Source organism: Ruegeria sp. R13_0, from assembly GCF_017743995.1.
Classification (GTDB): Bacteria; Pseudomonadota; Alphaproteobacteria; order Rhodobacterales; family Rhodobacteraceae; genus Ruegeria.
In genome coordinates this window covers 263,501-285,872 of the sequence record NZ_JAGHRB010000003.1, presented here as the reverse complement: position 1 = coordinate 285,872, position 22,372 = coordinate 263,501, and the positions used below count along the sequence as shown (strand labels likewise).

At 55.0% G+C, this 22,372-nt stretch carries 28 protein-coding genes; 5 read left to right on the top strand and 23 right to left on the bottom strand.

The genetic code is table 11. The features are described 5' to 3' along the window. The first annotated feature begins 74 nt into the window (after nt 1–74). Nucleotides 75–1,112 carry a hypothetical protein gene (locus J7394_RS05790; RefSeq protein ID WP_209251529.1) on the top strand — a complete coding sequence of 346 codons (1,038 nt, stop codon included), beginning with the start codon at nt 75–77 and terminating at the stop codon, nt 1,110–1,112. A gap of 585 nt (nt 1,113–1,697) precedes the next feature. Here the strand turns inward: J7394_RS05790 and J7394_RS05785 are convergent. The 19 genes from J7394_RS05785 to J7394_RS05695 all read right to left on the bottom strand — a co-directional run bounded on the left by J7394_RS05785 (nt 1,698) and on the right by J7394_RS05695 (nt 15,493). Continuing rightward, a complete protein-coding gene (locus tag J7394_RS05785) occupies nt 1,698–1,973 on the bottom strand; it encodes a hypothetical protein (RefSeq protein WP_209251527.1) in 276 nt (91 codons plus the stop codon). A 2-nt stretch (nt 1,974–1,975) separates the two neighbouring features. Beyond that, nucleotides 1,976–2,170 (bottom strand): YqaE/Pmp3 family membrane protein, encoded by a 195-nt coding sequence (locus tag J7394_RS05780; RefSeq protein ID WP_209251525.1) that lies wholly within the window; start codon nt 2,168–2,170, stop codon nt 1,976–1,978. A 205-nt stretch (nt 2,171–2,375) separates the two neighbouring features. Beyond that, a complete protein-coding gene (locus J7394_RS05775; RefSeq protein WP_209251523.1) occupies nt 2,376–4,268 on the bottom strand; it encodes a type IV secretory system conjugative DNA transfer family protein in 1,893 nt (630 codons plus the stop codon). Next, nucleotides 4,261–4,419 carry a DUF4177 domain-containing protein gene (locus J7394_RS05770; protein WP_152460674.1) on the bottom strand — a complete coding sequence of 53 codons (159 nt, stop codon included), beginning with the start codon at nt 4,417–4,419 and terminating at the stop codon, nt 4,261–4,263. Before J7394_RS05770 ends, J7394_RS05775 begins: the two co-directional genes overlap by 8 nt. A 12-nt stretch (nt 4,420–4,431) precedes the next feature. Further along, nucleotides 4,432–5,445, bottom strand: a complete 1,014-nt coding sequence (locus tag J7394_RS05765; RefSeq protein ID WP_209251521.1) for an ATPase, T2SS/T4P/T4SS family — start codon at nt 5,443–5,445, stop codon at nt 4,432–4,434. Further along, nucleotides 5,445–6,278 carry a TrbI/VirB10 family protein gene (locus J7394_RS05760; RefSeq protein WP_209251519.1) on the bottom strand — a complete coding sequence of 278 codons (834 nt, stop codon included), beginning with the start codon at nt 6,276–6,278 and terminating at the stop codon, nt 5,445–5,447. Before J7394_RS05760 ends, J7394_RS05765 begins: the two co-directional genes overlap by 1 nt. An 11-nt stretch (nt 6,279–6,289) precedes the next feature. Then, nucleotides 6,290–6,691, bottom strand: a complete 402-nt coding sequence (locus tag J7394_RS05755; RefSeq protein ID WP_209251517.1) for a hypothetical protein — start codon at nt 6,689–6,691, stop codon at nt 6,290–6,292. A gap of 281 nt (nt 6,692–6,972) precedes the next feature. After that, nucleotides 6,973–7,797 carry a TrbG/VirB9 family P-type conjugative transfer protein gene (locus J7394_RS05750; protein WP_209251515.1) on the bottom strand — a complete coding sequence of 275 codons (825 nt, stop codon included), beginning with the start codon at nt 7,795–7,797 and terminating at the stop codon, nt 6,973–6,975. Next, nucleotides 7,797–8,441 carry a virB8 family protein gene (locus J7394_RS05745; protein WP_209251513.1) on the bottom strand — a complete coding sequence of 215 codons (645 nt, stop codon included), beginning with the start codon at nt 8,439–8,441 and terminating at the stop codon, nt 7,797–7,799. The genes J7394_RS05750 and J7394_RS05745 overlap by 1 nt, the downstream gene beginning before the upstream one ends. Nucleotides 8,442–8,458: 17 nt before the next feature. Continuing rightward, nucleotides 8,459–9,514, bottom strand: a complete 1,056-nt coding sequence (locus tag J7394_RS05740) for a type IV secretion system protein (protein ID WP_209251511.1) — start codon at nt 9,512–9,514, stop codon at nt 8,459–8,461. Beyond that, a complete protein-coding gene (locus tag J7394_RS05735) occupies nt 9,511–10,011 on the bottom strand; it encodes a hypothetical protein (protein WP_209251510.1) in 501 nt (166 codons plus the stop codon). The genes J7394_RS05740 and J7394_RS05735 overlap by 4 nt, the downstream gene beginning before the upstream one ends. Beyond that, complete coding sequence (locus tag J7394_RS05730) at nt 10,008–10,754, bottom strand: type IV secretion system protein (protein ID WP_170624897.1); 747 nt, start codon at nt 10,752–10,754, stop codon at nt 10,008–10,010. The genes J7394_RS05735 and J7394_RS05730 overlap by 4 nt, the downstream gene beginning before the upstream one ends. Beyond that, nucleotides 10,754–10,891 carry a hypothetical protein gene (locus tag J7394_RS05725; RefSeq protein ID WP_170624896.1) on the bottom strand — a complete coding sequence of 46 codons (138 nt, stop codon included), beginning with the start codon at nt 10,889–10,891 and terminating at the stop codon, nt 10,754–10,756. The genes J7394_RS05730 and J7394_RS05725 overlap by 1 nt, the downstream gene beginning before the upstream one ends. Continuing rightward, a complete protein-coding gene (locus J7394_RS05720) occupies nt 10,888–13,254 on the bottom strand; it encodes a hypothetical protein (protein WP_170624895.1) in 2,367 nt (788 codons plus the stop codon). Before J7394_RS05720 ends, J7394_RS05725 begins: the two co-directional genes overlap by 4 nt. Continuing rightward, nucleotides 13,247–13,525: a VirB3 family type IV secretion system protein gene (locus tag J7394_RS05715; RefSeq protein WP_209251509.1), complete on the bottom strand. Its 279-nt coding sequence runs from the start codon at nt 13,523–13,525 to the stop codon at nt 13,247–13,249. Before J7394_RS05715 ends, J7394_RS05720 begins: the two co-directional genes overlap by 8 nt. A gap of 3 nt (nt 13,526–13,528) precedes the next feature. Then, the gene (locus J7394_RS05710) at nt 13,529–13,810 is read right to left on the bottom strand and encodes a hypothetical protein (protein ID WP_152460685.1); all 282 of its coding nucleotides are present in this window, start codon (nt 13,808–13,810) and stop codon (nt 13,529–13,531) included. Beyond that, nucleotides 13,807–14,451, bottom strand: a complete 645-nt coding sequence (locus J7394_RS05705) for a lytic transglycosylase domain-containing protein (RefSeq protein WP_247748075.1) — start codon at nt 14,449–14,451, stop codon at nt 13,807–13,809. Before J7394_RS05705 ends, J7394_RS05710 begins: the two co-directional genes overlap by 4 nt. Further along, nucleotides 14,448–14,873, bottom strand: a complete 426-nt coding sequence (locus tag J7394_RS05700; protein ID WP_152460687.1) for a hypothetical protein — start codon at nt 14,871–14,873, stop codon at nt 14,448–14,450. Before J7394_RS05700 ends, J7394_RS05705 begins: the two co-directional genes overlap by 4 nt. Continuing rightward, entirely contained in the window at nt 14,870–15,493 is a 624-nt protein-coding gene (locus J7394_RS05695; RefSeq protein ID WP_209251508.1) for a hypothetical protein, read from the bottom strand. The genes J7394_RS05700 and J7394_RS05695 overlap by 4 nt, the downstream gene beginning before the upstream one ends. 99 nt (nt 15,494–15,592) lie before the next feature. Here J7394_RS05695 and J7394_RS05690 point away from each other — a divergent pair, with 99 nt between their 5' ends. Beyond that, a complete protein-coding gene (locus J7394_RS05690; RefSeq protein WP_209251507.1) occupies nt 15,593–15,793 on the top strand; it encodes a hypothetical protein in 201 nt (66 codons plus the stop codon). Between the two features lie 177 nt (nt 15,794–15,970). On the opposite strand, the gene J7394_RS05685 is transcribed toward J7394_RS05690, so the two are convergent. Beyond that, the gene (locus tag J7394_RS05685) at nt 15,971–16,384 is read right to left on the bottom strand and encodes a thermonuclease family protein (protein WP_170634636.1); all 414 of its coding nucleotides are present in this window, start codon (nt 16,382–16,384) and stop codon (nt 15,971–15,973) included. Between the two features lie 48 nt (nt 16,385–16,432). After that, complete coding sequence (locus J7394_RS05680) at nt 16,433–16,789, bottom strand: hypothetical protein (RefSeq protein ID WP_142638830.1); 357 nt, start codon at nt 16,787–16,789, stop codon at nt 16,433–16,435. 383 nt (nt 16,790–17,172) lie between these two features. Here J7394_RS05680 and J7394_RS05675 point away from each other — a divergent pair, with 383 nt between their 5' ends. From J7394_RS05675 to J7394_RS05665, 3 genes are all read left to right on the top strand, one after another. Beyond that, the gene (locus J7394_RS05675; RefSeq protein WP_209251506.1) at nt 17,173–17,667 is read left to right on the top strand and encodes a hypothetical protein; all 495 of its coding nucleotides are present in this window, start codon (nt 17,173–17,175) and stop codon (nt 17,665–17,667) included. A gap of 368 nt (nt 17,668–18,035) precedes the next feature. Next, a complete protein-coding gene (locus tag J7394_RS05670; protein WP_170634640.1) occupies nt 18,036–19,313 on the top strand; it encodes a helix-turn-helix domain-containing protein in 1,278 nt (425 codons plus the stop codon). Between the two features lie 198 nt (nt 19,314–19,511). After that, a complete protein-coding gene (locus tag J7394_RS05665) occupies nt 19,512–20,465 on the top strand; it encodes an autoinducer binding domain-containing protein (protein ID WP_170634642.1) in 954 nt (317 codons plus the stop codon). A 416-nt stretch (nt 20,466–20,881) separates the two neighbouring features. Here J7394_RS05665 and J7394_RS05660 read toward each other — a convergent pair whose 3' ends face one another. Together J7394_RS05660 and mntR are read right to left on the bottom strand one after the other, a co-directional pair. Continuing rightward, nucleotides 20,882–21,397, bottom strand: a complete 516-nt coding sequence (locus tag J7394_RS05660) for a murein L,D-transpeptidase family protein (protein ID WP_247748074.1) — start codon at nt 21,395–21,397, stop codon at nt 20,882–20,884. Nucleotides 21,398–21,849: 452 nt separating this feature from the next. Beyond that, nucleotides 21,850–22,302 carry a manganese-binding transcriptional regulator MntR gene (gene mntR, locus J7394_RS05655; RefSeq protein WP_170634647.1) on the bottom strand — a complete coding sequence of 151 codons (453 nt, stop codon included), beginning with the start codon at nt 22,300–22,302 and terminating at the stop codon, nt 21,850–21,852. Nucleotides 22,303–22,372: the final 70 nt, after the last annotated feature.

The following is a 22,372-nucleotide window of genomic DNA, read 5'->3' as shown; positions in this document are numbered from 1 at the left end:
TCTGCCTGACGAGTGCGCCAACGCTCTAAGCAGATCCATCACAGAGTTATCCATCAACTCGCAAAGGAAAAACTATGGTTTCGCGTACAGACTATCTTTTGAACGAAGTCGAACACTTCGCACCCTATTCCAAATTTGATCAATCCGCCCCGCGCGAGGATCGCGTTTCAGAGCAGATCGACATCATCAAGAAAGAGCAGCAGGCGATGGGCTATGATCGTGCAGCCATCGCTTCAAAGAGCTTCGACATCGAGGACCAGGCCAACCGCCGTGTTGACGAACATACGGCGCAACAAGATCTGGTCGAAGAACTGAAAATCGAATTGGAGGCTGCCGAGCGGTCAGGGGAGCCGGTTGATCTGAACGAAATGCAGGCTTTGGTTTCTCAGCACATGAACGATGCTCAGGAATACGACCTTTATCACCCCTACTATTCGTCCCTTGCGGATCTGTCCGGAGACAAAGGTTTTCAGGATTCCGACGACTACCAGTCGCCCGGTGAGCGCTATGTTCAGTATATGCAATCCGCTCTGGGGCAGGCCGGTTTTGAGAACTACGAACAGCAGACCAAGGACATTGTGAACTCCATCGAAAACATGGGGGCTCTTGCACGAGCGGTCGAAGATCCGCATCTGCGTGCTGCAATGGACGTGCAGATCGGAGAGCTGAAGGGCGATGTTGCCGAGCTTCGCCCATACGACACCGACCTGCAGGCGTACACGGTTGCTGACGACAGTTACACCACATCCATGAATGCGGCCGAGTTGGACAACCTGGACCCGTCCGAGGCCGAAAAATGGCTGGCATTGCGTGACGACATTGTTGCAACCGCCAACAGCTTCGGACTCGATGGAAACAAGTTCCTGGCCCGCTACAACGATCATGACAGCGTTTCAGCCGGCACAACGGCGACTTGGCGCGACGCGGACATTTCCACCGCTGCTGCCCACTTTAACCGCCAAGGCGTTCCGGACAGCTACGAGCGCGCCGAGGCCGTTGTCGGTGAGCTGCACCAGGTCTCATCCAGCAAGATTGCCGCCGTTGTTCGGGAAATTGTCCATACCCGCGAGCAGGCCATTCTCATCCATGAAGATGATGGTCACAGCCTTTGACGACGGAAGACATAATAGATGATTGTTCGCATTCTGATCTTGCTCGCCGCCGCCGCTGGAACTTGGTACGCAATCAATATGCACACAGAAAAGCGCCTCTCTACTGAGTGGCGGCTTGCGGTAGTGAAATGTGTTGTCGGGAACAGTGAGATTGCTGAATTGGAACAATGCGTGGTCCGGGTCGCCCGCCCATCGGCTGATACTTCTGGTGCAGGAGGCTAATGATGTTGGCGGCAAACCAAAACGATTGTGGAGCGCATTCAACTGTACATCTTGCGGCGATGATGGGGCACAATAACCCGCCCCCTGAAAAGGTCATAAAACCGCAACCTGACAGTGTATTCGGGCTTCGGGCTGCATGGCTCAGGTTTGCGGAACAGAGGGAAATAGTCCGTCTTGCAAAGCTGCACGGGCGGATTAAGCGAAAAGAAGAAGCTCTGAAGAGACTACGAGCCGAACGCACCACAATCATGAATCGGTGTATCCGGCGAATGCGCCGAGCTTCTGGCAAGAACTGAGTGCGATACATCGCAAATGAAAAAGCCGCCCTAGGGCGGCTTTTCTTTGTTTGGGGTGGTCAACAAATCAGGGAAGCCAGGTTGCACCGGTTTTGTCAGAAACAGCGAATAACTGCAGCTCTACTGTTCTCTGCCGTTCAGGGTCCACCTTATTGAATGCCGCTCTGAGCAGGGGCATACCGCCCTTCTCAATGATTTTCGTCACAGCTTTGTTCACAACAGACGAACCTACTAGCTTCTTTTTTTCATCCGTTTCAGCGTCCATCATCTGAGCGCCCCGGTTGATTTCTGCGATTTGAGGTTTGATTTCTTCGAGTAGCTGGTCCAGCTCGATTTGATCCATTCCTATGCCCTATCCTTAGTCGCGGCTTTGATCTTTTTGTCAGTATTGTACTGGCTGAGCGAATACACGGCCCAAATGGCCGCTGGTATCCAGCCAATCAGCGTCAGTTGCAGGAGCAGGCAGAAAAAGCCCTGAAATGGCCTTCTGATCGTGAAAAACACCACAAACGGAAGCAGTATCGCCAGTATCAATCTCATCAAAAGTCATCCTGTCATTTGTGTTATGTGGAACCGTCGCGGACTCGAACCACGAACATGACTACCCGAGTCTGATTTCCCTCGCCCGTGGGCTTATCTCTCTCAAGACACCTAATGATGGCGGGTGGGCACCACTCTACCGTTGAAATACGTTCCCACATAACGGTTCCACTTAAAGCAGAGATTTACTGAAACAGCACCCCCGTCAAGCGGAGGCACTGCTTTCAGGCCGTTTGGCTCTCATTTTCTCCATCGCGATGTCTTTCGCTGACCGGCTTTTCCGCTTTGCGACCGTGCGCTGCGCATCAAATGCCGCCTGAAGCTCCTGATCTTTTTCCGAAACCTCTTTCACCGGGGCAGGGGCCGGTTTCGCTTCAGCCAACGCCTTTGCTGTGTCCCTGGCTTGCTCTGCAGCCAAATCGAGATACGTGCCCTTGATCTTCGGACTCTCGCCACCCAGGAACTGCATGAAATAAGGATCTTCGAAGTATCGGATCTTGTTAGCAATCACCGGCATCTTGCCTTCGCGGATCAGCACAACCTCATTTTCAGGCAATCGGCCAACGTGTTCGGGCCGGAGCAGCCGAATGCCTTCCTCGCGTTCCGATATGCTGCCCATTTCCATTTTACCGAGCGCTCGAGACTTGGATTTGCTCATGACCGTTTTGTCACCGATGGACCTGGACACGTGTTCGCGCACCTCTGAATCTTCGGACGCCGCAAACATTTGCGTCCCGGCGTTTGCCAGCATCGCCCGCACACCTTCATGCCCATAGATGTCCTGCAGGCGCGACAGCGTTTGCGAAATCACCACGAGCCGACCGCCGAAGGATCGCATGGTGTCATAGGCTTCAACGACACGCTCAAGGTGACCGAGGCGCTGAAACTCATCGAGCAGCATCAAAACCTTGAACGGCTCATCTGGGCCCGGCTCAACGGTTTCGATGGTGTTCACCAGATCGAGGAAGAACAGGCGAATGAGTGTCCGGAACTCTTTGACCTTTTTCCCTGGCACAGAAAAGTAGATCGAGGTGGGGCGCCGACGCAGATCCTCAAAGTTGATGTCATTGCCCTGCGTGGCTCTTGCCACTGACGGGTTACGCCAGAGCTGAAGGCCGGAGTTCAGCATAACCGAAATCGTTGATCGCAAGATTTTGGATTCTTCGGCTGCAAGATTCAGAAACTCATCTGCAGCTCGCGCATATCCAACTTCTTCAGCCATTTTCTCATAGTCCTTTTGCTTGGTCGTTTTGACCAGGCGCAGGACTTCGGAAATGTATGGCCGCTCTCTTTTGATCGCCAACATCGCCATTGCGCAGAACATGCCTTCGACACCACCCATAAAGCCCTGTGCGGACGAGCTGGGCGTGTCGAACATCTGGGTTGCAACCTGAATCACTTCTTCCCATCGCCGGTCCAGATTGTCGGCACGTGCTGCGCGGCGCAGAGGGTTGTAGCTGTGGCTTTTCTCGGGGTTCTCGGGGTCGAACACAAAAACCTCGTCGCCCATTGCTGCCCGCCGCGCGCCGGTGGTCTGGAAAATCTCACCCTTGATGTCCAGGACGACGCAAGACCCATTGAAACGCAGGACATTCGGGATCACAAAGCCGCTGGTCTTGCCTGAACCAGAGGGGGCAATGAACATCGCGTGTGGCTTCTGAACGCTCGGGCCGGGTTTGTAGTAGATCGCGTTTTTGTCCTTTGGCTCACCAAATTTTGCAAACACGATTTCACTATCCAGTTGGTCTTTGAGCTTCAGCACCGAAGCATAGCCTTCCTGGACGAGCTGAGGGGCCTTTGCAAAACTCGCATCACCGTATTTCGTTGAGGGACCACGCAGCGCAGCCGCCACGAATGCAAAGGTCAAAACCCCCACCGCGACCACCGCCACCAGACCCATTATCTGCTGCGTTTCTGCGGGCTGTGCCATGAACTTCTCTGGGATCGCCCAGATGTCCAGCCCGCGAAAGCCTCTGGTGGTGATGTATTCGAGAGCCAGCCCGACCACCAACACCGCGCAAGCCGAGGTAGCGATAAAACCCATAGTACCGGCTATCGCTACCTTCTTGCCTTTGGGTAGATCCTGAAACTCAGCCATCGGTCAGCTCGCGTTTGAAGAAGCACACGATGCCAAACTCGGCAGGTACGACGCCGACCATTTCCCAACCGTCTTGCCCGAGCTTCGCAAACTTCTCGCCTGCATTTTCCTCTACCCGCATCAAGACATTGCGATACTCAAATTTTTTCATTCTATTTCGCCTTCAGATAAGTTGGTCAGCGGTCATCAGCGGCGGGAAGATCACTCCGTTGACCTTCCGTTCGTCACCGATTTTCTTCATGTGAACGATCATGTGAATGGTGGCCCGGATGTCATCGACTACCTCTGACTTTTGAACGGTCGGAGATCCGCGACGCACCATCTTGCTCATACGTCCAATGGCATCTACTGGCGAGTTGGCGTGCATGGTGCAGACAGATCCATCGTGGCCGGTGTTCACCAGTTCCAGGAACATATTCGCGTCGTCGCCCCGGATTTCACCGCAGACGAGGCGGTCAGGCCGTAACCGCAGCGCCGATTCCAGCAGCCTTGTTGGTGATCGAGGGCCATCTTCTTCTGAACGGTCAGCAAGCAGATCGACAGAATTGGGTTGCTCGATGTCCAGCTCGGCCACTTCTTCAATCGTCACGATCCGTTCGCCAGGATCGACGCGCTTCAGCATTGCATTGAGAACGGTGGTTTTGCCAGACGACGTGCCCCCCGCAATGATCACGTTCCATTTGCTTAGCATCGCAAGATCGGCCAGCTCGTCAAAGTTCATTGTTCCGGCAGCGAGAGCAGCCCGAGCCTTTTCAAGCGCGCTGTGATCGTTGTTTTCTGCCAACGCCGCCTCTTTGCTGGCGAAGCCGAACGCGCCCAGATCGACGGTTTTCACGCGGAGCAGGCGGATCGCCACGGACCCGACGCCGGTTGTCGCTGGCGGAATCACGACCTGCACCCGCGCTTTGCCCTGCTGTGTCGGCACGTTGGCCGTCGCAATGGGTTTCTTTTCTCCGAATGTCACGTTGCTGAAACCGGCCACGCAGCGCCCGATGTTTTCTACATCGTCTCTGTTCAGCGTGATGTCTGTCCTGGTCATGTGCGTTGTGCCCATTTCTTCGACCCAGACCGATCCGTCAGGATTCACAGAAATTTCGCTCAGGCCTTCATCGTGCAGCAGATGCTCGATCTTGCTGGTGTAATGTTCCAGAAGGCCATTGCCGTTTCGTCCGCTCATCAGAAGCTGTCGAACACAACGTCGCGCTGCAGGATCGCGTTGATGCGACTGCCCTGATCGACAAAGACTGTCGGAGTGATGCGCAGGTATTCATCAAGCGCCGCTGCCGTGGCGTTTTGCAGGTTTGAACCCACTTGTGTTGCCAGATCAGTGCGAACCGAGTTGTTGCTATCGTTGTCAGACACCAGCGCGACAGGCGCTATGCCGATGATGGACAACAGCGCAGCAGTTCCGAACCGCTTCCCAAAGTGTGTGTTCACCCTGCCGGTCGCGCCGGTTCTGCCCTGTCCGTCCGTGCCCGCCGATCCGATCTGCGCGGACAGGCCGTCAGGCGTGATGACACGGCTCCAAACAATCATGATGCGCGTTTGCGCCAATGTCGTATCCGCTCGATACTCGCCATAGAGCTTCGATCCACGCGGCAGAAGCAAACGAGTGCCGTCCATCGAGTAGACGCCACGTGTGATTGTCGCCACGACACTACCGGGCAGCTCCGAGCTGACCGCGCCACCGAATACCGCCGACAATACCGTGCCTTGCGTCAGGGTCCGCGACGGATCGTCAATGATCGAGGCCCCGACGATGGGGGGATATTCTTCAACCAGATTGTTTTGCCATGTCGTGTTTTGGTTTTCCTGATAGCCGCGCTGTTCTTCAGGCAAACGGGTGTCATCCGGTTGTACCTGGACTGGCTGCGGGGCAGGGGGGTAGGGCTGAAATATCACCGGCTGCGAACCACCATTGATCGGCTGGTAGTTTTGACCGGGTGCTTCCTGTGCCATCGCGCTTGTCGCCAACGTGACCAGGGCGAGGGTGATTGCTGTTCTGTTCATCGTCAGCTCCATCAGTTTCTACGAAGTGGGTTTTCATCGAACACGATGCCGTCTGACTGGTTTTGGCGCTCGCGCATCCGCTTGAGTTCTTCAAGCCTGCGCCGCTCATCATCAGTCAGACCCGTAGTCTGCAAGTGGCTCATACTGGCGAGCGCCCGGGCCTCTGCATCCGCAACCGCCTGGGCAAGCTCAGTCTGAAACTTTTTCTCGCGCTCGTCATACCTGACCTGCAGGCGTTCATTGGTCAGGTTCAGCGTTGCGATTTCACCGTCTTTTTCTGACAGCGAAACTTTCGCATCCGTCAGTTCGTCTTGCAGGTCTGAAATCCGGCCATTTTGTTGCTCGATGGTTTTCAAGGCTTTATCAAACCCAATGAATTCAACCGGCTGTGGAGTTGAGTCGGGCGTTGCCACCGCAATTTCCTCGGGCAAAGCCTCTGGTTTTGGCTCATCGACCTCTGGCCCTCGTGCCGTCAAAAGCCCGTAACGCTCACCACCACTCTGTTGCAGAGCGTCAACGCGAACGCCTGTGTTTGAGCTTTTGTTTTCATCGCCCAATACGAACCAAGCGAAACCCACAAAAAACGCCCCACCTATGGCAACGACAAAGAGCTTCTTAGGGTCGAACTTCTTCCGGACACGTTGCGACGGCTGTTCCGCCGCCACCCGTGCTGCGATTGTCTGTTCCCGGTCCATTACTTGCTGACCCCGGCAGACGCGACCTTCTGCGATGTCACCGGTCTGCCCGTTTTGCCGCGCACGCTGGCCTGTTGCAGCTTGTCACCATCGTTGCGGACGCAGATCGACGTGTCCTCGATGCGCAATGTCCAAAGGTCGGAAAGGCCCTGCACCTGGATAATGCCGCGCTCTTTGACTGTGGTGTTCACCATCAGCTCGCGGCCATCAGGCAGGACACGGAAGATACCCGGCAGTTCCGCATCCTGCGGGATCTGCATATAGGTGTGAACGCCATCATCCCACACGGCGGTCGGCGCAAAGTCAGCTTTGCCCGAGCGTGAGTAGTTTTGGTTCACAAACCGGCCTGTTGGTTTCGGCTCGCTGCGTGCTACCGTGCCACGACGCGTTGTGGTCCCGCCGCTGTTGTTCTTGCTATAGAACGTGACCCGAAACGGTACTCGTTTACGTTCGGCGGCGCTCTCGGCCGGAACCAGATAGAAGTTGTATTTCCCGCGATTGGTCAGCACGGTCAAGTTTGAATCCGAGTTCAGGATTTCCGGCTTGAACGCGATAACGCGACCTTCCTGCAGGCGGGTGATCTGAAAACTTTCAGTGTCGCCCGCACCAATGCTGCGGACGGTTTCGCCCTGCGGAAAGTGAACATAGGTAATCAGGCGTTCACCCACAGGGATGCGGTACACCTGGTTCTCGACGTAATGGAAATGCGTGATGCGGTGATCCGCATTCTTTCCGTCTGGCGTCGGTGTGATTTCTGCAAGCAGCGGCGTAGCGAGTGCCAAGACTGCAGCGGCGGTCGTGAGTATGTTGAGCCTACGCAGCATCAGATGTTCCCCATGGCGTCTACGCGGTAATTGGTGACGACAAAGCCAAACGGATTTTCCAGAAGCTCATCCATCGACGTCACGATTTTCTCCTCAAACCCGTAGGTCACTGTGACCACGTAGCGGGCTGAGGCCGTTGCTTGGTTTGGCACGATCAGGGACTTGCGGATCTCGACCTGCACCGTCTCATCGTTGACCGGCGAGACGCCCAGAACCTCGGTCTGCACCTTTGTCTTGGGCGTATAGATTTCGTCCGGATGGTTGTCGTTCGACCCATCCCACAGTTCGCGGTAAGACGTTTCGGCCAGCTCATCAGAACGACGCAGTACCGATTTCAGGCGCTCGTTGTTGTCCTGGACATCATAGGTTTCCCGGTCGCGCACATAATTTGCGACTTCACGGAAGGCCATCGCTTCAGATGGTCCCAGTTCTTCGACCTTTTCAGTCAGCAGCACCGGGAGCTTTGTGTCCGGATCAATGGAGAATGGCACCGCCCGGATTTCCTTCAAGGGAAGGAGCATCGCCCAGCCAATCATAGAGGCCACGCCCATTGCCATACCGACCATGCCGAATACCTGCCATTTGAAGGCATCGCGGCGTGCGCCCAGAAAGAGTTCTTTTTCGTGATCTGTCACGTGTGACATTTGCTCTGTACCTCGATTTATGAAGATTTATTGGCGCGAGCTTGTCGAATGCTCTGCCGGTAACGGTCAGCGGCGTAGCTCTGACGAGCTGCCCCATCCTGATTGCGGGCTCTGTGTGCAATGTCCCGACGCGCCTGCATCGCGCGCGAGGCGCTATCACGAACCCCTGTCCCGTCGCGGGCTGCGGAGGCCATAGCGGCGGCAGTTTTCCCACCGGCTACTGCGCCACGCCCGCCATCAACTGCCGTGCCCAGTGCGCTTCTGGCGGCTGCTGCAGCACCGGTCGCAACCGCTAGGCCCGATGATGCGGATACAATTGCACCTGACATCCCCCCAGCGAGGGAAGGAATCTGCGTAAGCATTACAATTGAGATAATGCACACGGCTAGAAAACGGCCACTCGCCTTCATGTTGTTCACATCTTCAACGGTGTCCAGCTCAGCGGCAAACAGTGTTTGAATGAGCGAAACGATGCCTGTCAGCACGACTATGACCATGACGAGGCCCACAGTTGTTTTTGCCCATGCCGCGAAGATATTGGCCGTTGCTGAGCTAAGCAGTGTTGCAATGAATACCGGCGCTAAGCCGAGTAGCACCGCCATTCCGCCTTTGGCGATCAGCGCAATCCCTGTCCCGAATGCGACAATAATTGCCCCGACTACCCAGAGAACAGCCCCGGTGATGCTTAGGCCCCATGTGGCGTTCTCAATGGCGGTTTGCCCCATAGTAAAGCACTGGTCCGCAATATCATCGAGCGCCTGCCAGACATTCGTTGTGCCGGTAAGAGCCCCGGCAATGCTGTCAGGCAGTGTTTGGATGCCTTGATAGATCGGCTGAAAGAAGCTCCAGCTTGAGGCCATGCCGATGATGATCGTCGCCCGAATGATCCAGCCGACATAACCACCGAACCCAATCTCTCGGATCTGCAAAACACCGTTGATCAACATTGCCACGAAGATTAGAGCGGCGATGGCCCATAGACCGGCTGCGAGATCCGCAGCCAGGCTATTGAAGGCGTTCTGTGAGAAGTTGTTGATTGCTGTTTCAATCGAGCTGACGAAATCTTGAATCACGGCCCACATGCCTCCGCTAACACTGGGCCGAGATTATTCAGCCGAGCTTTTTGCTCTTTCTTGAGTTCAGCATGTTGCGATGAAGGTTGGTTCCAAAATTCAGGCTTATCCGCACCAACAGCTTTCACCGCAGCACTACGGCTCATGTTTCCGAGTGGGCAATCCGTATCGAACCCTTCACCGGCCTTTCGCAATTCGCACTGTTTTGCTGTATACTCGTGAGCAGCAATGATCTGTTCATTGAGGATTACGACTGACCAGTTGTTTACAAGATATTGCTTGTCCGCTGGCTGACCAGCATCGGCCATACGCGCCTGATCTTCTTCAACAAACTGTTTAGCGACGTTGTTGACACCCGTATTTCCAAAGCACACTCGGTACTCGCCAAAAGGCCAATCGACATTTGGTGTGGGTCGCAGCTTCACCTGGGCCGATGCAGCCCCCGACAAAACGGCGGCTGCTGCAATGGTCAGGATAAGAGTTGAGCGGAGTTTCATTGTGAGGTTCCTCGTACATAGTTGCTGAGTGTCGAAAGATCAGCTGCGGTTGCAGCCAGATCCGTGCCCGACGCCAGAGCATTAGCCGAAGTTGCGCGCAAGATTTCAATTTCAACTTGCAGGAGTTTCAGGAGAACCGCCGTGTTGTAGTCGATGGCATCCTTCAGGTCTTCCTGCTGGCCGATTTCGCCGCGCAGCTTTTCAGCGTCTTCAGAAAGTTTGCCCGCCATGTCATAGCCCTGTTCACCCAGGGCAGATGCCATCAGGCCAGCGCCGCCTCGCTCCGAGAGAATGCGCCGGGCCGGCACATCCGACGTGCTGAACTCTTTCAGGATGCCATTGTTCAGCCCCAGGTTGATCGATCGGCGTTCCATTGCCAGCCCGGCCACACCTGGAAGATCGCCGATCGTGTCTTCGGTCGCGTCCAGAGCGTATCCTAGCGTGTCAGCTGCTGTTGCCAGTTTCAAAAAGCTGCGACTGTTGACCTCATCCAGGTCCGTCAATCCAGAGATGGCGTTGAAGGAGTTCTCCAGTATGGCGCGTTGCTGCTCGAGCTTCTCATATTGCTGCAACAACTGTTCATGCTGGCGGACCATTTCCGCGACTTCGCGGGCTGAGTTGGCGGCGTTCTGTGTGATATTCGCCGAGTCCACCACCGGAACCCCCTGGGCCGATGCCAGGGCGGGCAGGGCGGCCAGAACTGAAACAGCAATGGTTGTGCGGAATTTCGTTGAAATATTCATCAGGCAAGCTCCGAGTTTTCAGGGGGGGTCATGCGCTCAAAGTCGCAGGCGCATTTGCTGCGATAGCCCGAATAGGTGCTGGTGCAGGCCGAGACGGCGGCCAGAACAACAAGGGCGATGACAAGGCGGGTTTTCATGTGATTTCCTTCCAGAAGTTGGGGTTTTGTCGCCAATCAGGATCAGGGAACGATTTTCCGTCTGATCCGCTCAGAACACGGAGAAGCGGGCCGAGAGCGCCGACATCGACATCGAGCCAAACACTCTCATCACCTTTCTTCATGAGCATTACGCGGTCGCCAAAATGCGCCCTCAGCGCGCCAAGCTCTGAATCGTTCAATCCGATTGCCCGGTAATCCGCTTCATTGCCGGATCGAGAGGGGAACAAGAGCTGTGTGCTGGTGTTTTCCAGGATAGACTTGCTTGCTGCTGATGACAGGATGTGATCGGGGATCTGCGTCATCATCATCATCATGACGTTCAGCTTCCGATACGTGGTGTAAGCGTTCTTGAGGATTTCCGCGCCGTAGGGGTTGCCTGCGATCACCCAGGCTTCATCAATCACAAAGACAGTGGGCACTTTCGCGGCACAGCGGCGCTCGATCTGGCGCATGACGTAGCTGATCCATGCCAACCGGACCAACTCGCCATCCAGAACCTCGGAAATATCGAACACAAGATGACGGTCGCCAGCAGCAAACGGATCTGACCCACCCTCGCCAAACATCCAGGACAAGCGGCCTTCGCCAGCCCATTCACTTGCGCGCTTGAAGAGGTCTTTGCCATCATCAAAGGCTCTGAACCTTTCCACCAGTGAATCGAAGTTCTGAAGCGCAGGCGGCAAAGTGGCATTGGCTTGGCAAGCCCGTGTGATTTCGTCTTTTTGCTCTGCTGTTAACGGCTCATCATAACTCAAAAGGGCGATGACCCAATTGGCGAGCCAGCTTTGCCCAGCCTCATCCGTCTCGGTCTGAAACGGGTTCATGCCAGTGGGTTCGCCCACCCGGACGCGGGTGTACTGCGCACCGAGCGCCCGCATCGGAGCTTCCATTGCCCGGTCTTTGTCAAAAGCGATGATCCGCGCGCCCTGTGCCACCGCCATAGTCGCCAGCAGCATCGCGATCACAGTTTTGCCCGATCCGTTCGGTCCAAGAACGATCGTATGGCCGGAGGGCAGGTTTTCGGCGTCTTTACTGGTCTTGGGAAGGTGCAGCGAAACATCGTAGCTGTCCCCGTGTGTCGTCGGGAAAGTCGCCAATGGCCCCGGCCAGGGCAGCTTTTCCGCATCCAACCCTTTAGGGCGCATGTGGAAAGCAACCATGTCTGCAAAGTTCTGGTCCGTAATCAGTTCTTCACGGGGACGGAATGCGAAATTGCCGGGGTGCTGCGCGAAGTACACCGCACGGGCCGACATCGCTTCGCGCTTCACTGTGCCACCCGAAATCTGAATTTCACCGATGATGTGTTTTTCGGCGGTTTTCAGATCTTCTTCGTTCCCAAACACGCAGATCGACAGGTGGTGCTTGCCGAGTGACATGGTGCCGGAGGCAATACCGTCCGCCAGAATGGACAAATCCTCTTCAAGCGACTTCGCTTTGTCGCCCGCCGAGCGCATTTGTCCCGACTTGCGGCGTTCCATTTCCTGCGCCTGGGCGCGGCTGATCGGCAGGAAGGATTGCGAAATGACGACATCAACCGGCAGGTCCAGCCCGTCGAAAATGCCGGGGAACGACGCCATCGGGTAATTCTTCAGCGAATACACACGGATGGAGCGTTCCTGATCGTCGCCCGTGACCAGATTGCCGGTCTTGCCCTGAAACAGCACATCCTCTTGCGGCATGTTGAAGGCAATGGGTTCTGCAATGTTCGTGTGAATGATCGGCTGATACCGACCGTTCAACAGCATCCCATAATAGCCGAGCCAACGCCCCTCGCTGAGCTTCAGCCGACGCACACGGCTTTCGCCCAGCGTGCCCGCCAGTGTTGTGAAAACACCGTCGAGCTGTTCGATCATTTCGCGGCGTTCCTCGTCTATCGTTCCAGACGACATGCCGAACATCTGTTTTGCCCGCTCATCCTGCCGCTTTTGGAGAATGGCGCTGATGACGATCTTGCGTTCTTTCAGCTCTGCATCGACGGACGCTGAGCGCATGGCCTGCGCCACTGCACCGGCAAAGCCGGTTGGATCTGTGATGACATGACCAGTCTCAGCCGGGACGGTCAGTCGATGAACATAAAACGCCACCTCGTTGGGTGTTGTGCGCAACACACGCTCAAACCGTTCGGCCAGGAACTCGAACTCGTTTTCGTCCAGCGTGTTTGCGTTGATTCCGGTGATTTCTGCAGCGGCGATAAGGCCACCGTTGCGTGTGGAAATGACCTCATCGTCCACGACATAGCCATACGGTAACATCTGAAAAAGGCTCATTTCATCCTTGCGCCAGCTCGGCTCGATCAACGAGCGGGCAAGGGTCCACATGCCTCGGGCAGCAGGCTTAGGCATTATAGTAATCTCCCCCATGATGCTGGCGGTTTTTGGTGCGCGGAGTTTTGGAAAGGGTTACGGACAGGACGCGGAAGAAAGCCGGTTCCCATTCGTAAAAGAGGCGAAGCCCGGTGTAGAAAACAAAACCCGCAATGATTGCTGGCGCTATCCCGAACATGAAGAACGAAAGCATGGTCATCCCGAGGATCACCAGCAGATAGATCACGGGTAAGCCGCCCCATTCTGCGGGGCGGCTCAGGCCGCGAAAGACCGTATTGCGGCGCGGCATCAATCAGCCTCCGATGAATGTATCAGCGAGGCCGATAACAGCGCCGACGACGATAGCGATTACCGGGCCTTTCAGCGAACCCCAGCCGAACACATAGGCGAGACAGCCCCAGATGAAGCCGACAGCGGCAAGGCTGACGCCAACGACCTTCGAGTCGGCCAGCGTTTCGTTGATGAAATCGCCAATGGCATCTTGCAGCCAGCCAGCGGAGGCGGGCGCTGCCGTGATGATGAACGCAGTGATCGCGAAAAACGCCATCTGCTGGTAGAAGTGGGTTCTTTTCATAGGTCTTTACTCACTTTGCTTAGGATGATCCGCACGTAGTTGCGGGTTTCGGTGAAGGGGGGGACGCCGCCATATTCGACGACGCGGTGAGGCCCGGCGTTGTAGGCGGCAAGCGCCAGCTTCCAGGTTCCGAACTCGCGGTACTGCGCCGCCAAATAGCGGGCACCACCGTCGAGGTTTTCGGCAGGGTTCTTTGGGTTCACGCCCAGGTCTTTCGCCGTTCCGGGCATGAGCTGTGCGAAGCCATAGGCACCCTTGGGCGACAGAGCATCAGCGCGATACCGGCTTTCCTGCCAGACCAGTGCCATGAACAACTCGGCCGGAATGTCGTGCCGTTTTGCCGCTGCATGGATTTCTTTGACGATCCGCTCTTGCGACCAGCCGCCCGAGGATCTGCGAGGCCGCGGTGCCTTGCCCGCAATCTCGATCTTTTCCTGTGGCTTGGCTTTCGGCGCTTCCGGTTTTTCGGCAAGCGTGTACTCACGCATCCGGATTGGCCGAACGACGCCATTGACGATTTCTGCCCGCGCACCGTTGAGAAACACGCTGCCATCCGGTTCATACTCGATGACCTGGGCGCTTGCGCCGGTCGCCACAAATGCCGTGGAGGCGAGCAGAAGGGGCCGCATTGCTGCGATCATTCGGATTTCTCCTTTGCTTGAGTTGGCGAGGAATTGGAGGGGTTCTGTTCGTCGCCGGTCGCGGCCACGTACTCGTCAGTCCAGGACGGCGGAATGCTGACAGCATCCACCAACCAGCCTGCGAGACTTGCGTATTCTTCACCACCAAGGGCCGAGGTCTTGCGAGCGATAGAGCGCGACAGAAACGAAGCCGCTACGCCGTGCTGCAGCAACAGCGAAATCAGAACGCACAGATCATGCAGATGGTATTCGAGGTCGCTGCCAGAGCGAAAACCACCGCTATAGAACACTTCACGGGGTTTGATTGGCGACGCTGGATCATAACCGATGGTGACAAAGGCAGTGTGCCCTTGCGGAGTTTCAACGCGGCGTGTTTCAGCCAGCCGACGATCAGGAAGAACTTTGCGCGCAGGCTTGTTCATGACAAAGCTCCCTGCGCATCAAGTTCCGCTTGTCGGATTTCCATTGCGAAATCGACGTCAAGGCGCAGCTCATCGACCACTTCAAGCGGCAAATCGATGTCCAGCCAGACACCTTCGCGGATCAGGTGAACGTGATAGGTGGCGTTTGGGTAAACGAACCAAAGGGCTTCATGCCGGTTCAGAACGTCGCGCGCGGTGTCGGCGTCGATTGTGCCTGACAGGTCGCAACCGAATTTCAGATTTGCGTAAGAGCTGGCATAGTCCGCTCGGCTGCTGCTTTGGATGAGCACAGCGGCCTTTTCCGGTGAAGCAAAGCGGAACAGCTCTTTCGGACCCAACGCCTTGTTAACGTCTGCGTGCAGCTTCAAGGCTTTGTAGAGCCGATTTGCACGGACATACCCAAGATCATTGAGGACATGGAACATTTCGAGCGCGACCCCGAAAGCCGTGGCGCGGGCATCGCTTTCCAGCCAGTATTCGCGCATTGCGCGCTTGATGGTTGGTCGTTCTCCGGCAAGATGGCGGATAACGGTGAGAATGTCCTTACAGGCTTGCTCGAAGCTCTGGGCGGCAGGCACCAAGCGCCGATCAATCTTGCTTTCGATGGTGTCGAAGGCCACTGTGATCACCTTTCCGCCTTTCAAAAAATAGGTCAGTAGTTTTTACATAATTACGATTATGAGGTTGAGGTTCCGATCATCTGAGCAGCAGGAAATTGGATGCCGGGACACAGCACTGAGCCCTTCGCGGGCTTCGTAGAAAGCCAGCATTCAGCTTGGATCAATCAGCCGGAAGGTCTGACCAAAGTGTCGGGGATGTCCTGTTCGGCGCTGTCGCTGGTCAGTGCTGCGCCGTCGCAAGCGCAGACACGTTGTTCAGGGTCGCACCCATTGACTCTGGCGCGGTGCTGTCCGATCTAAGATCGGCATCTAGGGTTACTGTTTTTACCATAGTACAGTTCTCTCTTGATGTTTGAGGAATGCCCGGATGGATTTGGGGCGTTTCTTGTCCTGTCGGTTGTTGGCGCAATCGACAGGACCGCTCACTGCTCGGTGGTTTTGTTCTGTTGTCACTAAATCGTTGTTTGATCCTTTCCTTCAGCCGCACCAGGACCGGCGTTTGCCGCCATAGTATGGGCGCGCGAGACCCTCGGAAATCAGAATGGCCCCGACCTCCTGCCCAGCGACACGCCCAACCGCTAGGAAGCGGTCATGCACGTCCAGATCTGGTTGGATGACCAGCTCTATCTGGTCCGCCGACTGGATGAGCTCTGTCAGCCTTGCTTTCGCTTTCAATCCCAGAGTTTTTTCCGCACGGCATTGCGGCCGATAGGTCTCCGGCGCATCAAACCCAACAAGCCGATATCGGTGTTCGCCATGATCGAGCGTATCGCCGTCAACGGCAGTCACTTCGGACGCGCTAAGGGTCTTTGTTTGTTTTGATGGTTCAATCCAGACCGCAACAAAGAACAAAGACGCGAGTGTAGCGCTGAGAAACAAGAGCCGTTTCATGTGCCCTGCCCCAGTAATTTGATGAGCCAGGTTCTCGAACGTGCCAGATCAGGTTTTGGATTTCGCGTCCAGAGCCTGCGCCGCTTCCAGACCCTCTGGAGTGATCGACTCGATTGTGTAGTCCGATTTGACGCAAAGAATGCGCCCGTCGCCAAATTCCTGGTGATGCTTAAAAAGCCCCGGCCAAAGATCGAACTCTCTGGGCTCAGCGCCCGCGCGAGAGATCTTCGACTTGCACAAGGCCCCGACATAGTTCGGAGAGCTATAAATGCAGTGGTACTTTGGTCGTCCAAGGGAAGCGAGTCCGATAAATTCGTAGCGGCATGTAAAGGGAACCTGATCTTCTTTCAGGCCCCGGACCATCTCGATGGTTACCACAGTGTATTGTCTCTTGTTGTCCGCCATGACGACCCCCTATGGGCCGTCTTCTACATCCAAAAGTTGTGGACTAAAACACAATCTACGTCAATATAAGAAAGTCAGCCGATTTACGATATTGGATTGTCAGAAATATATTGGCCGGATATTGCTTAAGCGATTCGCAAGCAGGAGAGACCATCTTGAAACACTCAAAATCCAGGAATAGAACTCGCGCGAAGGTCCTTGCAGTTGCACTCGCTGCACTGCCGGCCACGCAGGCCAGTGCCTATCCAATTGACTGTGCCATATTCCTTTGCCTCGCCGGAGGTTGGCCAAGTTCGGCTGATTGCGTCGCAGCCAAGGCGGAGTTCATTCGGCGCATCACGCCCTACCCGGTCGAACCTCCGCTTCAACTCTGGCGCTGTCCGATGAATACGTCACACAGCCCCTCGGACTTGGGTCCTATGGAACGGTTGGAAGCCATCAAGCGCACCAGTGCTAGCCCAGTTCCAGAACTTCCATCGGATGACACCGCTAAGCCATTACTGGTAGACGCATCGATCTCGATAGAAGAGATCCAGTCACATCACGGCCAATACGGTGACGGTTTCCAAGCCACCCCGATCAGCGTCGATCTTTCCTCTTCCGATTTCGACGTTGTGAGGTCCATCAGGGTTTGGGATGTGCGCCACTACAGCTATCGCCGTCGGTCGCGAGAGGACGACTGCGAGCGTTCGCTTGATCTGGTCGTTGGCAGCTATGACGACAACGTAAGCTTTCAATGGTCCGATCACGCCCCCGCGCCAATCCCAGCCTGGCTGCCCCTTGGCAATCGTTGTGAACCTCCCAGCTTCTTCCGCGGCGTTGGTGTTGAGTGGACCGACATTTTCGGGTTCAGCGATTACGAGCTCATCCGATACTGACATTGTTTGTCTAGTGGGTGAATGCGTTGCCCCTGCTGATGCCAATAAGCTTGCCAGCCGGATTGGCACCGAGGTCGTCTGGGCCAGAGGAACACCCTAGTCCCAAAAACAAAAAACCCCCGCAAGGCGGGGCCTCAGCGGGGATCTTCCTAAGTCACGTTTGATCACCTGATTTATAGGAAACTCCCAATTTACTGACAAGGATAAACGCATCTGTGCGAACGGTTTTTCTGTGTCTTTTCGCTGAGGTTCAACCCGCTTTGCTTCCCCGATGAGAAGTAGAACATGAGACCGTTGAACCATTCCGAATTCCATGCCCCGCAAAGACGCGATGCCAATACTGACCTTTTCCAAGGGAAGCCAAAACAATGAGCTTTCGGCAGATCGCATCCACACATCACCACGAAAACATACCTTTTCACAACGGCCTTCCCGAGGGTTGGAACCGAGACAGGTTTCGACAGCTCTGTGTGTGCTATGCGCAAATCAGGGGCGCTTCGGCCCAGTGTATTCGCACCTTTGAGATCATCATCGACATGATCTCGCCATGCGTGTTTCGAGACCCGTCTCAGGAACCCTTTTGCTACGCGCGCCAGGAAACACTGATTGCCGGGCGTGGCGTGACAGATCGGACAATCCACAATCACGAACGAGAACTGGAATTGATTGGCCTGCTCCAACGCAGGCTTGGTGCAAATGGGGCGCGCTGTAAGCGCAAGGGGCTCGGCCTCTTTCTGACCCCTGCTCTGAACCTCATTTCAGAGATGCGCGACGCAGACGAGCAAAGCAAAGCCGAGAAGAAAGAACATGACGAGCTGCGCGGGGATCGATCACGGCTGTATCGATATGTGAAACACAGCCTGGCCGTGCTTGCCTCACTCCCCTGCCCTCCTGAAGGTTTCGACGCGAAGATGGACGCGTTTCGGTCCTGGCCGCGCGCAGACAAGCTGAAATACATGTCGCTGGAGGCGCTCAAGCTACACGTTCAAGCGGCTCATGACCTTTGGAAATGGATCGAAGATCATGTCGCAAAACCCGGTGAAATTTCGGGTGAACCCGAAGCCCGTTTCGGGTCCCATATACAAGACCAAATTGAAGAAACAATTCTGTCCTGTAACGCCGATGGCGAGAGTTCAATGTCCTCGGCAAAAGCCTCGGAACCAGATTGTTCCGGCTTCGGGCCTGACGGCCCTCCGAATTGCTTAGAAAGCAATCATCCGACAGATACGGCATCACGCAAGGCCCAAAAACTACCGCGGGTGAACAATCGCATCCTTTATGAACTGGCCTCACCCGAGTTGCGCATGCATATCGATATCGCCGGTGGTGGAGATCAGAATTCCAAGCCAAGCCTCTTTGCGATTGAGACCGGTGTTTGGTCCCGACTTTCGGAGATTGGCACCAATGTCTCCGCCTGGCACGCGGCGATTGATCGGTTGACCATCATGGGAGCGATCCTGGCTGGAGTAATCACGGATGCGAGGCTGAGTGATCCGCGGTTGCCGCCCGTGGTTAATTCGGGTGGATACCTTCGCGGCATGGTGCAAGCTGAAGAACGGGGTAAATTGAACCTGATTTCCAGTTTCATGGGGCTTTTGGCGCGTAGAGCCCGAGAGGAGGAAGACGGGCTTCCGCAAGACCACTAGAGCGGGTTTTAGCTGTGTCGGATTATGCCCGCCAGCTGCTCAAATTGACGTGTCTCATCGGCAGGATATCGCTCTGTTTCCGCCTCCAGAACAGAACCGTATTCAAATCTGTGATTGGCTACGGGAATTCCCGAGTAGTTTGTTCAGCTTTAGGTTGCTAATCGGCCCCAACGGCAACGCGGAACAGAAAGACAGCTTATGAAAATCGCGGATATTGGCAATTCTGAACTGGATTTCAGGCAAACAGGCGAAGCGCGCCTCCAGGAGATTTGCTCCAGGTTTGGACTGGAAAATGCGTCCTACGCCCATATCGACAAGTATCACAACGTTGTCCACGGCTGCACCACGTTCCCGGCCGAATGGGTCAGGCATTACGTCGACAACGATCTGGTTCTGGCCGATCCCCTCATTCGCTTTGGCGCTGCAATGATTGCACCAATTGATTGGGCTGTGTTTGATGACCAGCGTGAACATGCACCGCTATTCGAGGCTGCAAGGGAATTTGGTGTGGGTCAGAACGGCCTTTCCATTCCGGCTATCAATCCGTTTGGTGAGCGTGGTGTTTTTACGGTTACGTCCAATCTGCCGCGGTCTGAGTGGGACGCCTTGGTCGCTACAATGCTCCCTGCCCTTCGCCATGAGGCACAGGTCCTGCATCTGCTTGCGCTAGATGTCATTGAAACCGTATTCAACTTTCCCTCGGATTCCCTGTCTGGCGATGAACTGGATGTGTTGAAGATGCTCGCGTCGGGTTTGATACCGTCTGTCATTGCCAGGCAGACGGGGCATTCTTCGCGAATGGTAGAGGCACTGACTGCTTCGATCACCACCAAGCTCAAAAGCCGGACGATTGAACAGGCAGTGGCGCGGGCAGTCAGTACTGGATTTCTTAAGTGGAGCGATTTCTTTGCCGACCCTGTGGCCGAACTGGTCAATATGGAAAGTCAGCGACTATGCGGTGGGATCGTCCGTTGGGGTGGCAGGTCTCACGAGTTTATCGCTTTTGAAGACGGCAGACTGGTTCGGAACGCTGATAGCTTTCAGCCGGTCCAGATCACGGATCTCGTGAGAGAGTTTAACTTGAGTGCAAACGAGGTGGTCGAGGAACTTGCGCGTAACATTGATCAAAGATTGCGGATTAGGTATCTCTGAATTCGGCTAAAACGCACTGCTTTGTCTTTGAAAAGACCGCAGGCGCAAGTTTCACGTAATTTCGCTTACGCCGCTGTGCCACCGTAGTAGAGCCCACTCTAACTCTGGTTTCTAAATCTCCTATTCTGCTGAAAACGCGTCACGTTCAAAGCTTGGCTACAGAGCCCTTAGACGCGAGGGCAGCAGATGCTGTCACCTTCGTTCGAACAGCCAAAAATTGGAGATTGAGGCCTTATCTCTGCAATGCCCTGGTATACTGGAGGATCTTGCCCAGCGTGGTTTCACAGGAGGTGCTGACCCGTTCGCCGAAACAGCGAGTCTGGCGTTGGCCGTGAAAGCTCCAGTAATAGCTTCTGACGCCGTCAACGTAGCGCTAAGGCAAATCCGCAATCGTTGTCTATTTGGAACCTGTCCCTCTATGAATAGATTTCAATTGGCGTTCCGTCTTTGACCATAGCGTAGATCTCTTCAATCTCCTGATCTGTGACAGCGACGCACCCTGCGGTCCAGTCACGCTTGTTCGTGGGATCAATTCCAGGGCGAGGGCCGCCATGGATAAAAATATCACCGCCCGGAGAACGACCCCGAGCTCGGGCAAACGCAGAATCCGCCTCGTTCGGATAAGAGATTCCGATTGAAAGATGGAAAAGGCTTTCGGGATTGCGACGGTCAATTACATAGGAGCCTTCAGGTGTTCGCCCGTCTCCTTCGAATTGCTTGTGACCTTCGGGGGCAAATCCGAGTCCAATCGGAAAAGTCCGCAAGACACGCTCACTACCATCGAGGATAAGTAGGCGCTGCCCTTTGTATAGCCGAAGCCGAGTCACAACCGGCCCATTGTAAGTACGGAACTTGTTTGCACAGCCAGACAAAAAGGCGGCTATGAAGCCAGAGAGAAACAAACGTCTTTTCATAGGAACTGCCCGGCTCATTTTGATTTTTTCAAAAGAATATCACTAAAGGCCAGTTGAACAAAGGTGTATTGGATCTCACTAGGACAGGAACCGAAAACCAAGTGATCAGTTGTGGCCACCTCGTCAGCAGTGCAATGAGTGACACTTTGATTTCGACATTTGTTATTCTTACGCAACCTTTCAGTTTTCGCCTATTCAGTATCGAGATCGCTGCTGTAGTCAGGTTTTTTGCCGCTGGAAATCTTGACGCCGATTATTAAGCGAGCCAGATCGTCTACCGAATTGGATTCTTGTTCTAAGGGTTCGTTCACTACGCTGCACCTGTATCGATTTTCAGGTACCACGTAGTTTCGCGCCGGGCCACCCACCCTCAGATAGCGTCACTGTCTAGCTGCAACTTAGGACAATCTCTGTCTATCTGAAATTAGATCTACCAAATTTCGCAAACATATTTGAGGCTCTATTTGTTTCTACTTTGCTTCATCGGCCCGCCCAACGAACCGTTCAAACACTGCAAGAGTTTCGTCACTTACATGATGCTCAATACCTTCAGCGTCATGCTCTGCCACTTCCGGTGAAACGCCCAAGGCGATCAGGAACTCCACGACAATCCGGTGACGCCTTCTACAAGCTTCCGCCAATTGACGCCCGGCATCGGTCAACTGAAGTGAGCGGTAAGGTATTTGCTCAATGAAACCCTCTCGTTTCAAACGAGTCAAATTTTTGGAAACCGTAGGTTGGGTCACGCCCAATCGCTCGGCTATTTCGACAGGGCGCGCTGCACCATTCTGATGGATCAGCTCCGCGATAAGTTCAACGTAGTCTTCAACCATTTCGCTTTGGTGAGCCTGTCGCACAGCCTCAAACCCGCTCGCCTGGGTATCAATACTACGATCTGAATTTACCGGTTTTGTTTCGGTCATCGGCTCATGATTACGTCGCTGGTCTAGTCTCCAGTGTATGCACCTGAAAGCCGAGCTTGACAATGAGCAT

Excerpts from the sequence above, each read along its gene's own strand:
- J7394_RS05790 (WP_209251529.1), top strand. The coding sequence starts at position 75 with ATGGTTTCGCGTACAGACTATCTTTTGAACGAAGTCGAACACTTCGCA.
- J7394_RS05785 (WP_209251527.1), bottom strand. The coding sequence starts at position 1,973 with ATGGATCAAATCGAGCTGGACCAGCTACTCGAAGAAATCAAACCTCAA.
- J7394_RS05780 (WP_209251525.1), bottom strand. The coding sequence starts at position 2,170 with ATGAGATTGATACTGGCGATACTGCTTCCGTTTGTGGTGTTTTTCACG.
- J7394_RS05775 (WP_209251523.1), bottom strand. The coding sequence starts at position 4,268 with ATGGCTGAGTTTCAGGATCTACCCAAAGGCAAGAAGGTAGCGATAGCC.
- J7394_RS05770 (WP_152460674.1), bottom strand. The coding sequence starts at position 4,419 with ATGAAAAAATTTGAGTATCGCAATGTCTTGATGCGGGTAGAGGAAAAT.
- J7394_RS05765 (WP_209251521.1), bottom strand. The coding sequence starts at position 5,445 with ATGAGCGGACGAAACGGCAATGGCCTTCTGGAACATTACACCAGCAAG.
- J7394_RS05760 (WP_209251519.1), bottom strand. The coding sequence starts at position 6,278 with ATGAACAGAACAGCAATCACCCTCGCCCTGGTCACGTTGGCGACAAGC.
- J7394_RS05750 (WP_209251515.1), bottom strand. The coding sequence starts at position 7,797 with ATGCTGCGTAGGCTCAACATACTCACGACCGCCGCTGCAGTCTTGGCA.
- J7394_RS05745 (WP_209251513.1), bottom strand. The coding sequence starts at position 8,441 with ATGTCACACGTGACAGATCACGAAAAAGAACTCTTTCTGGGCGCACGC.
- J7394_RS05735 (WP_209251510.1), bottom strand. The coding sequence starts at position 10,011 with ATGAAACTCCGCTCAACTCTTATCCTGACCATTGCAGCAGCCGCCGTT.
- J7394_RS05730 (WP_170624897.1), bottom strand. The coding sequence starts at position 10,754 with ATGAATATTTCAACGAAATTCCGCACAACCATTGCTGTTTCAGTTCTG.
- J7394_RS05725 (WP_170624896.1), bottom strand. The coding sequence starts at position 10,891 with ATGAAAACCCGCCTTGTCATCGCCCTTGTTGTTCTGGCCGCCGTCTCG.
- J7394_RS05720 (WP_170624895.1), bottom strand. The coding sequence starts at position 13,254 with ATGCCTAAGCCTGCTGCCCGAGGCATGTGGACCCTTGCCCGCTCGTTG.
- J7394_RS05715 (WP_209251509.1), bottom strand. The coding sequence starts at position 13,525 with ATGCCGCGCCGCAATACGGTCTTTCGCGGCCTGAGCCGCCCCGCAGAA.
- J7394_RS05710 (WP_152460685.1), bottom strand. The coding sequence starts at position 13,810 with ATGAAAAGAACCCACTTCTACCAGCAGATGGCGTTTTTCGCGATCACT.
- J7394_RS05705 (WP_247748075.1), bottom strand. The coding sequence starts at position 14,451 with ATGATCGCAGCAATGCGGCCCCTTCTGCTCGCCTCCACGGCATTTGTG.
- J7394_RS05700 (WP_152460687.1), bottom strand. The coding sequence starts at position 14,873 with ATGAACAAGCCTGCGCGCAAAGTTCTTCCTGATCGTCGGCTGGCTGAA.
- J7394_RS05690 (WP_209251507.1), top strand. The coding sequence starts at position 15,593 with ATGCCGGGACACAGCACTGAGCCCTTCGCGGGCTTCGTAGAAAGCCAG.
- J7394_RS05685 (WP_170634636.1), bottom strand. The coding sequence starts at position 16,384 with ATGAAACGGCTCTTGTTTCTCAGCGCTACACTCGCGTCTTTGTTCTTT.
- J7394_RS05680 (WP_142638830.1), bottom strand. The coding sequence starts at position 16,789 with ATGGCGGACAACAAGAGACAATACACTGTGGTAACCATCGAGATGGTC.
- J7394_RS05675 (WP_209251506.1), top strand. The coding sequence starts at position 17,173 with ATGAATACGTCACACAGCCCCTCGGACTTGGGTCCTATGGAACGGTTG.
- J7394_RS05670 (WP_170634640.1), top strand. The coding sequence starts at position 18,036 with ATGAGCTTTCGGCAGATCGCATCCACACATCACCACGAAAACATACCT.
- J7394_RS05665 (WP_170634642.1), top strand. The coding sequence starts at position 19,512 with ATGAAAATCGCGGATATTGGCAATTCTGAACTGGATTTCAGGCAAACA.
- J7394_RS05660 (WP_247748074.1), bottom strand. The coding sequence starts at position 21,397 with ATGAGCCGGGCAGTTCCTATGAAAAGACGTTTGTTTCTCTCTGGCTTC.
- mntR (WP_170634647.1), bottom strand. The coding sequence starts at position 22,302 with ATGACCGAAACAAAACCGGTAAATTCAGATCGTAGTATTGATACCCAG.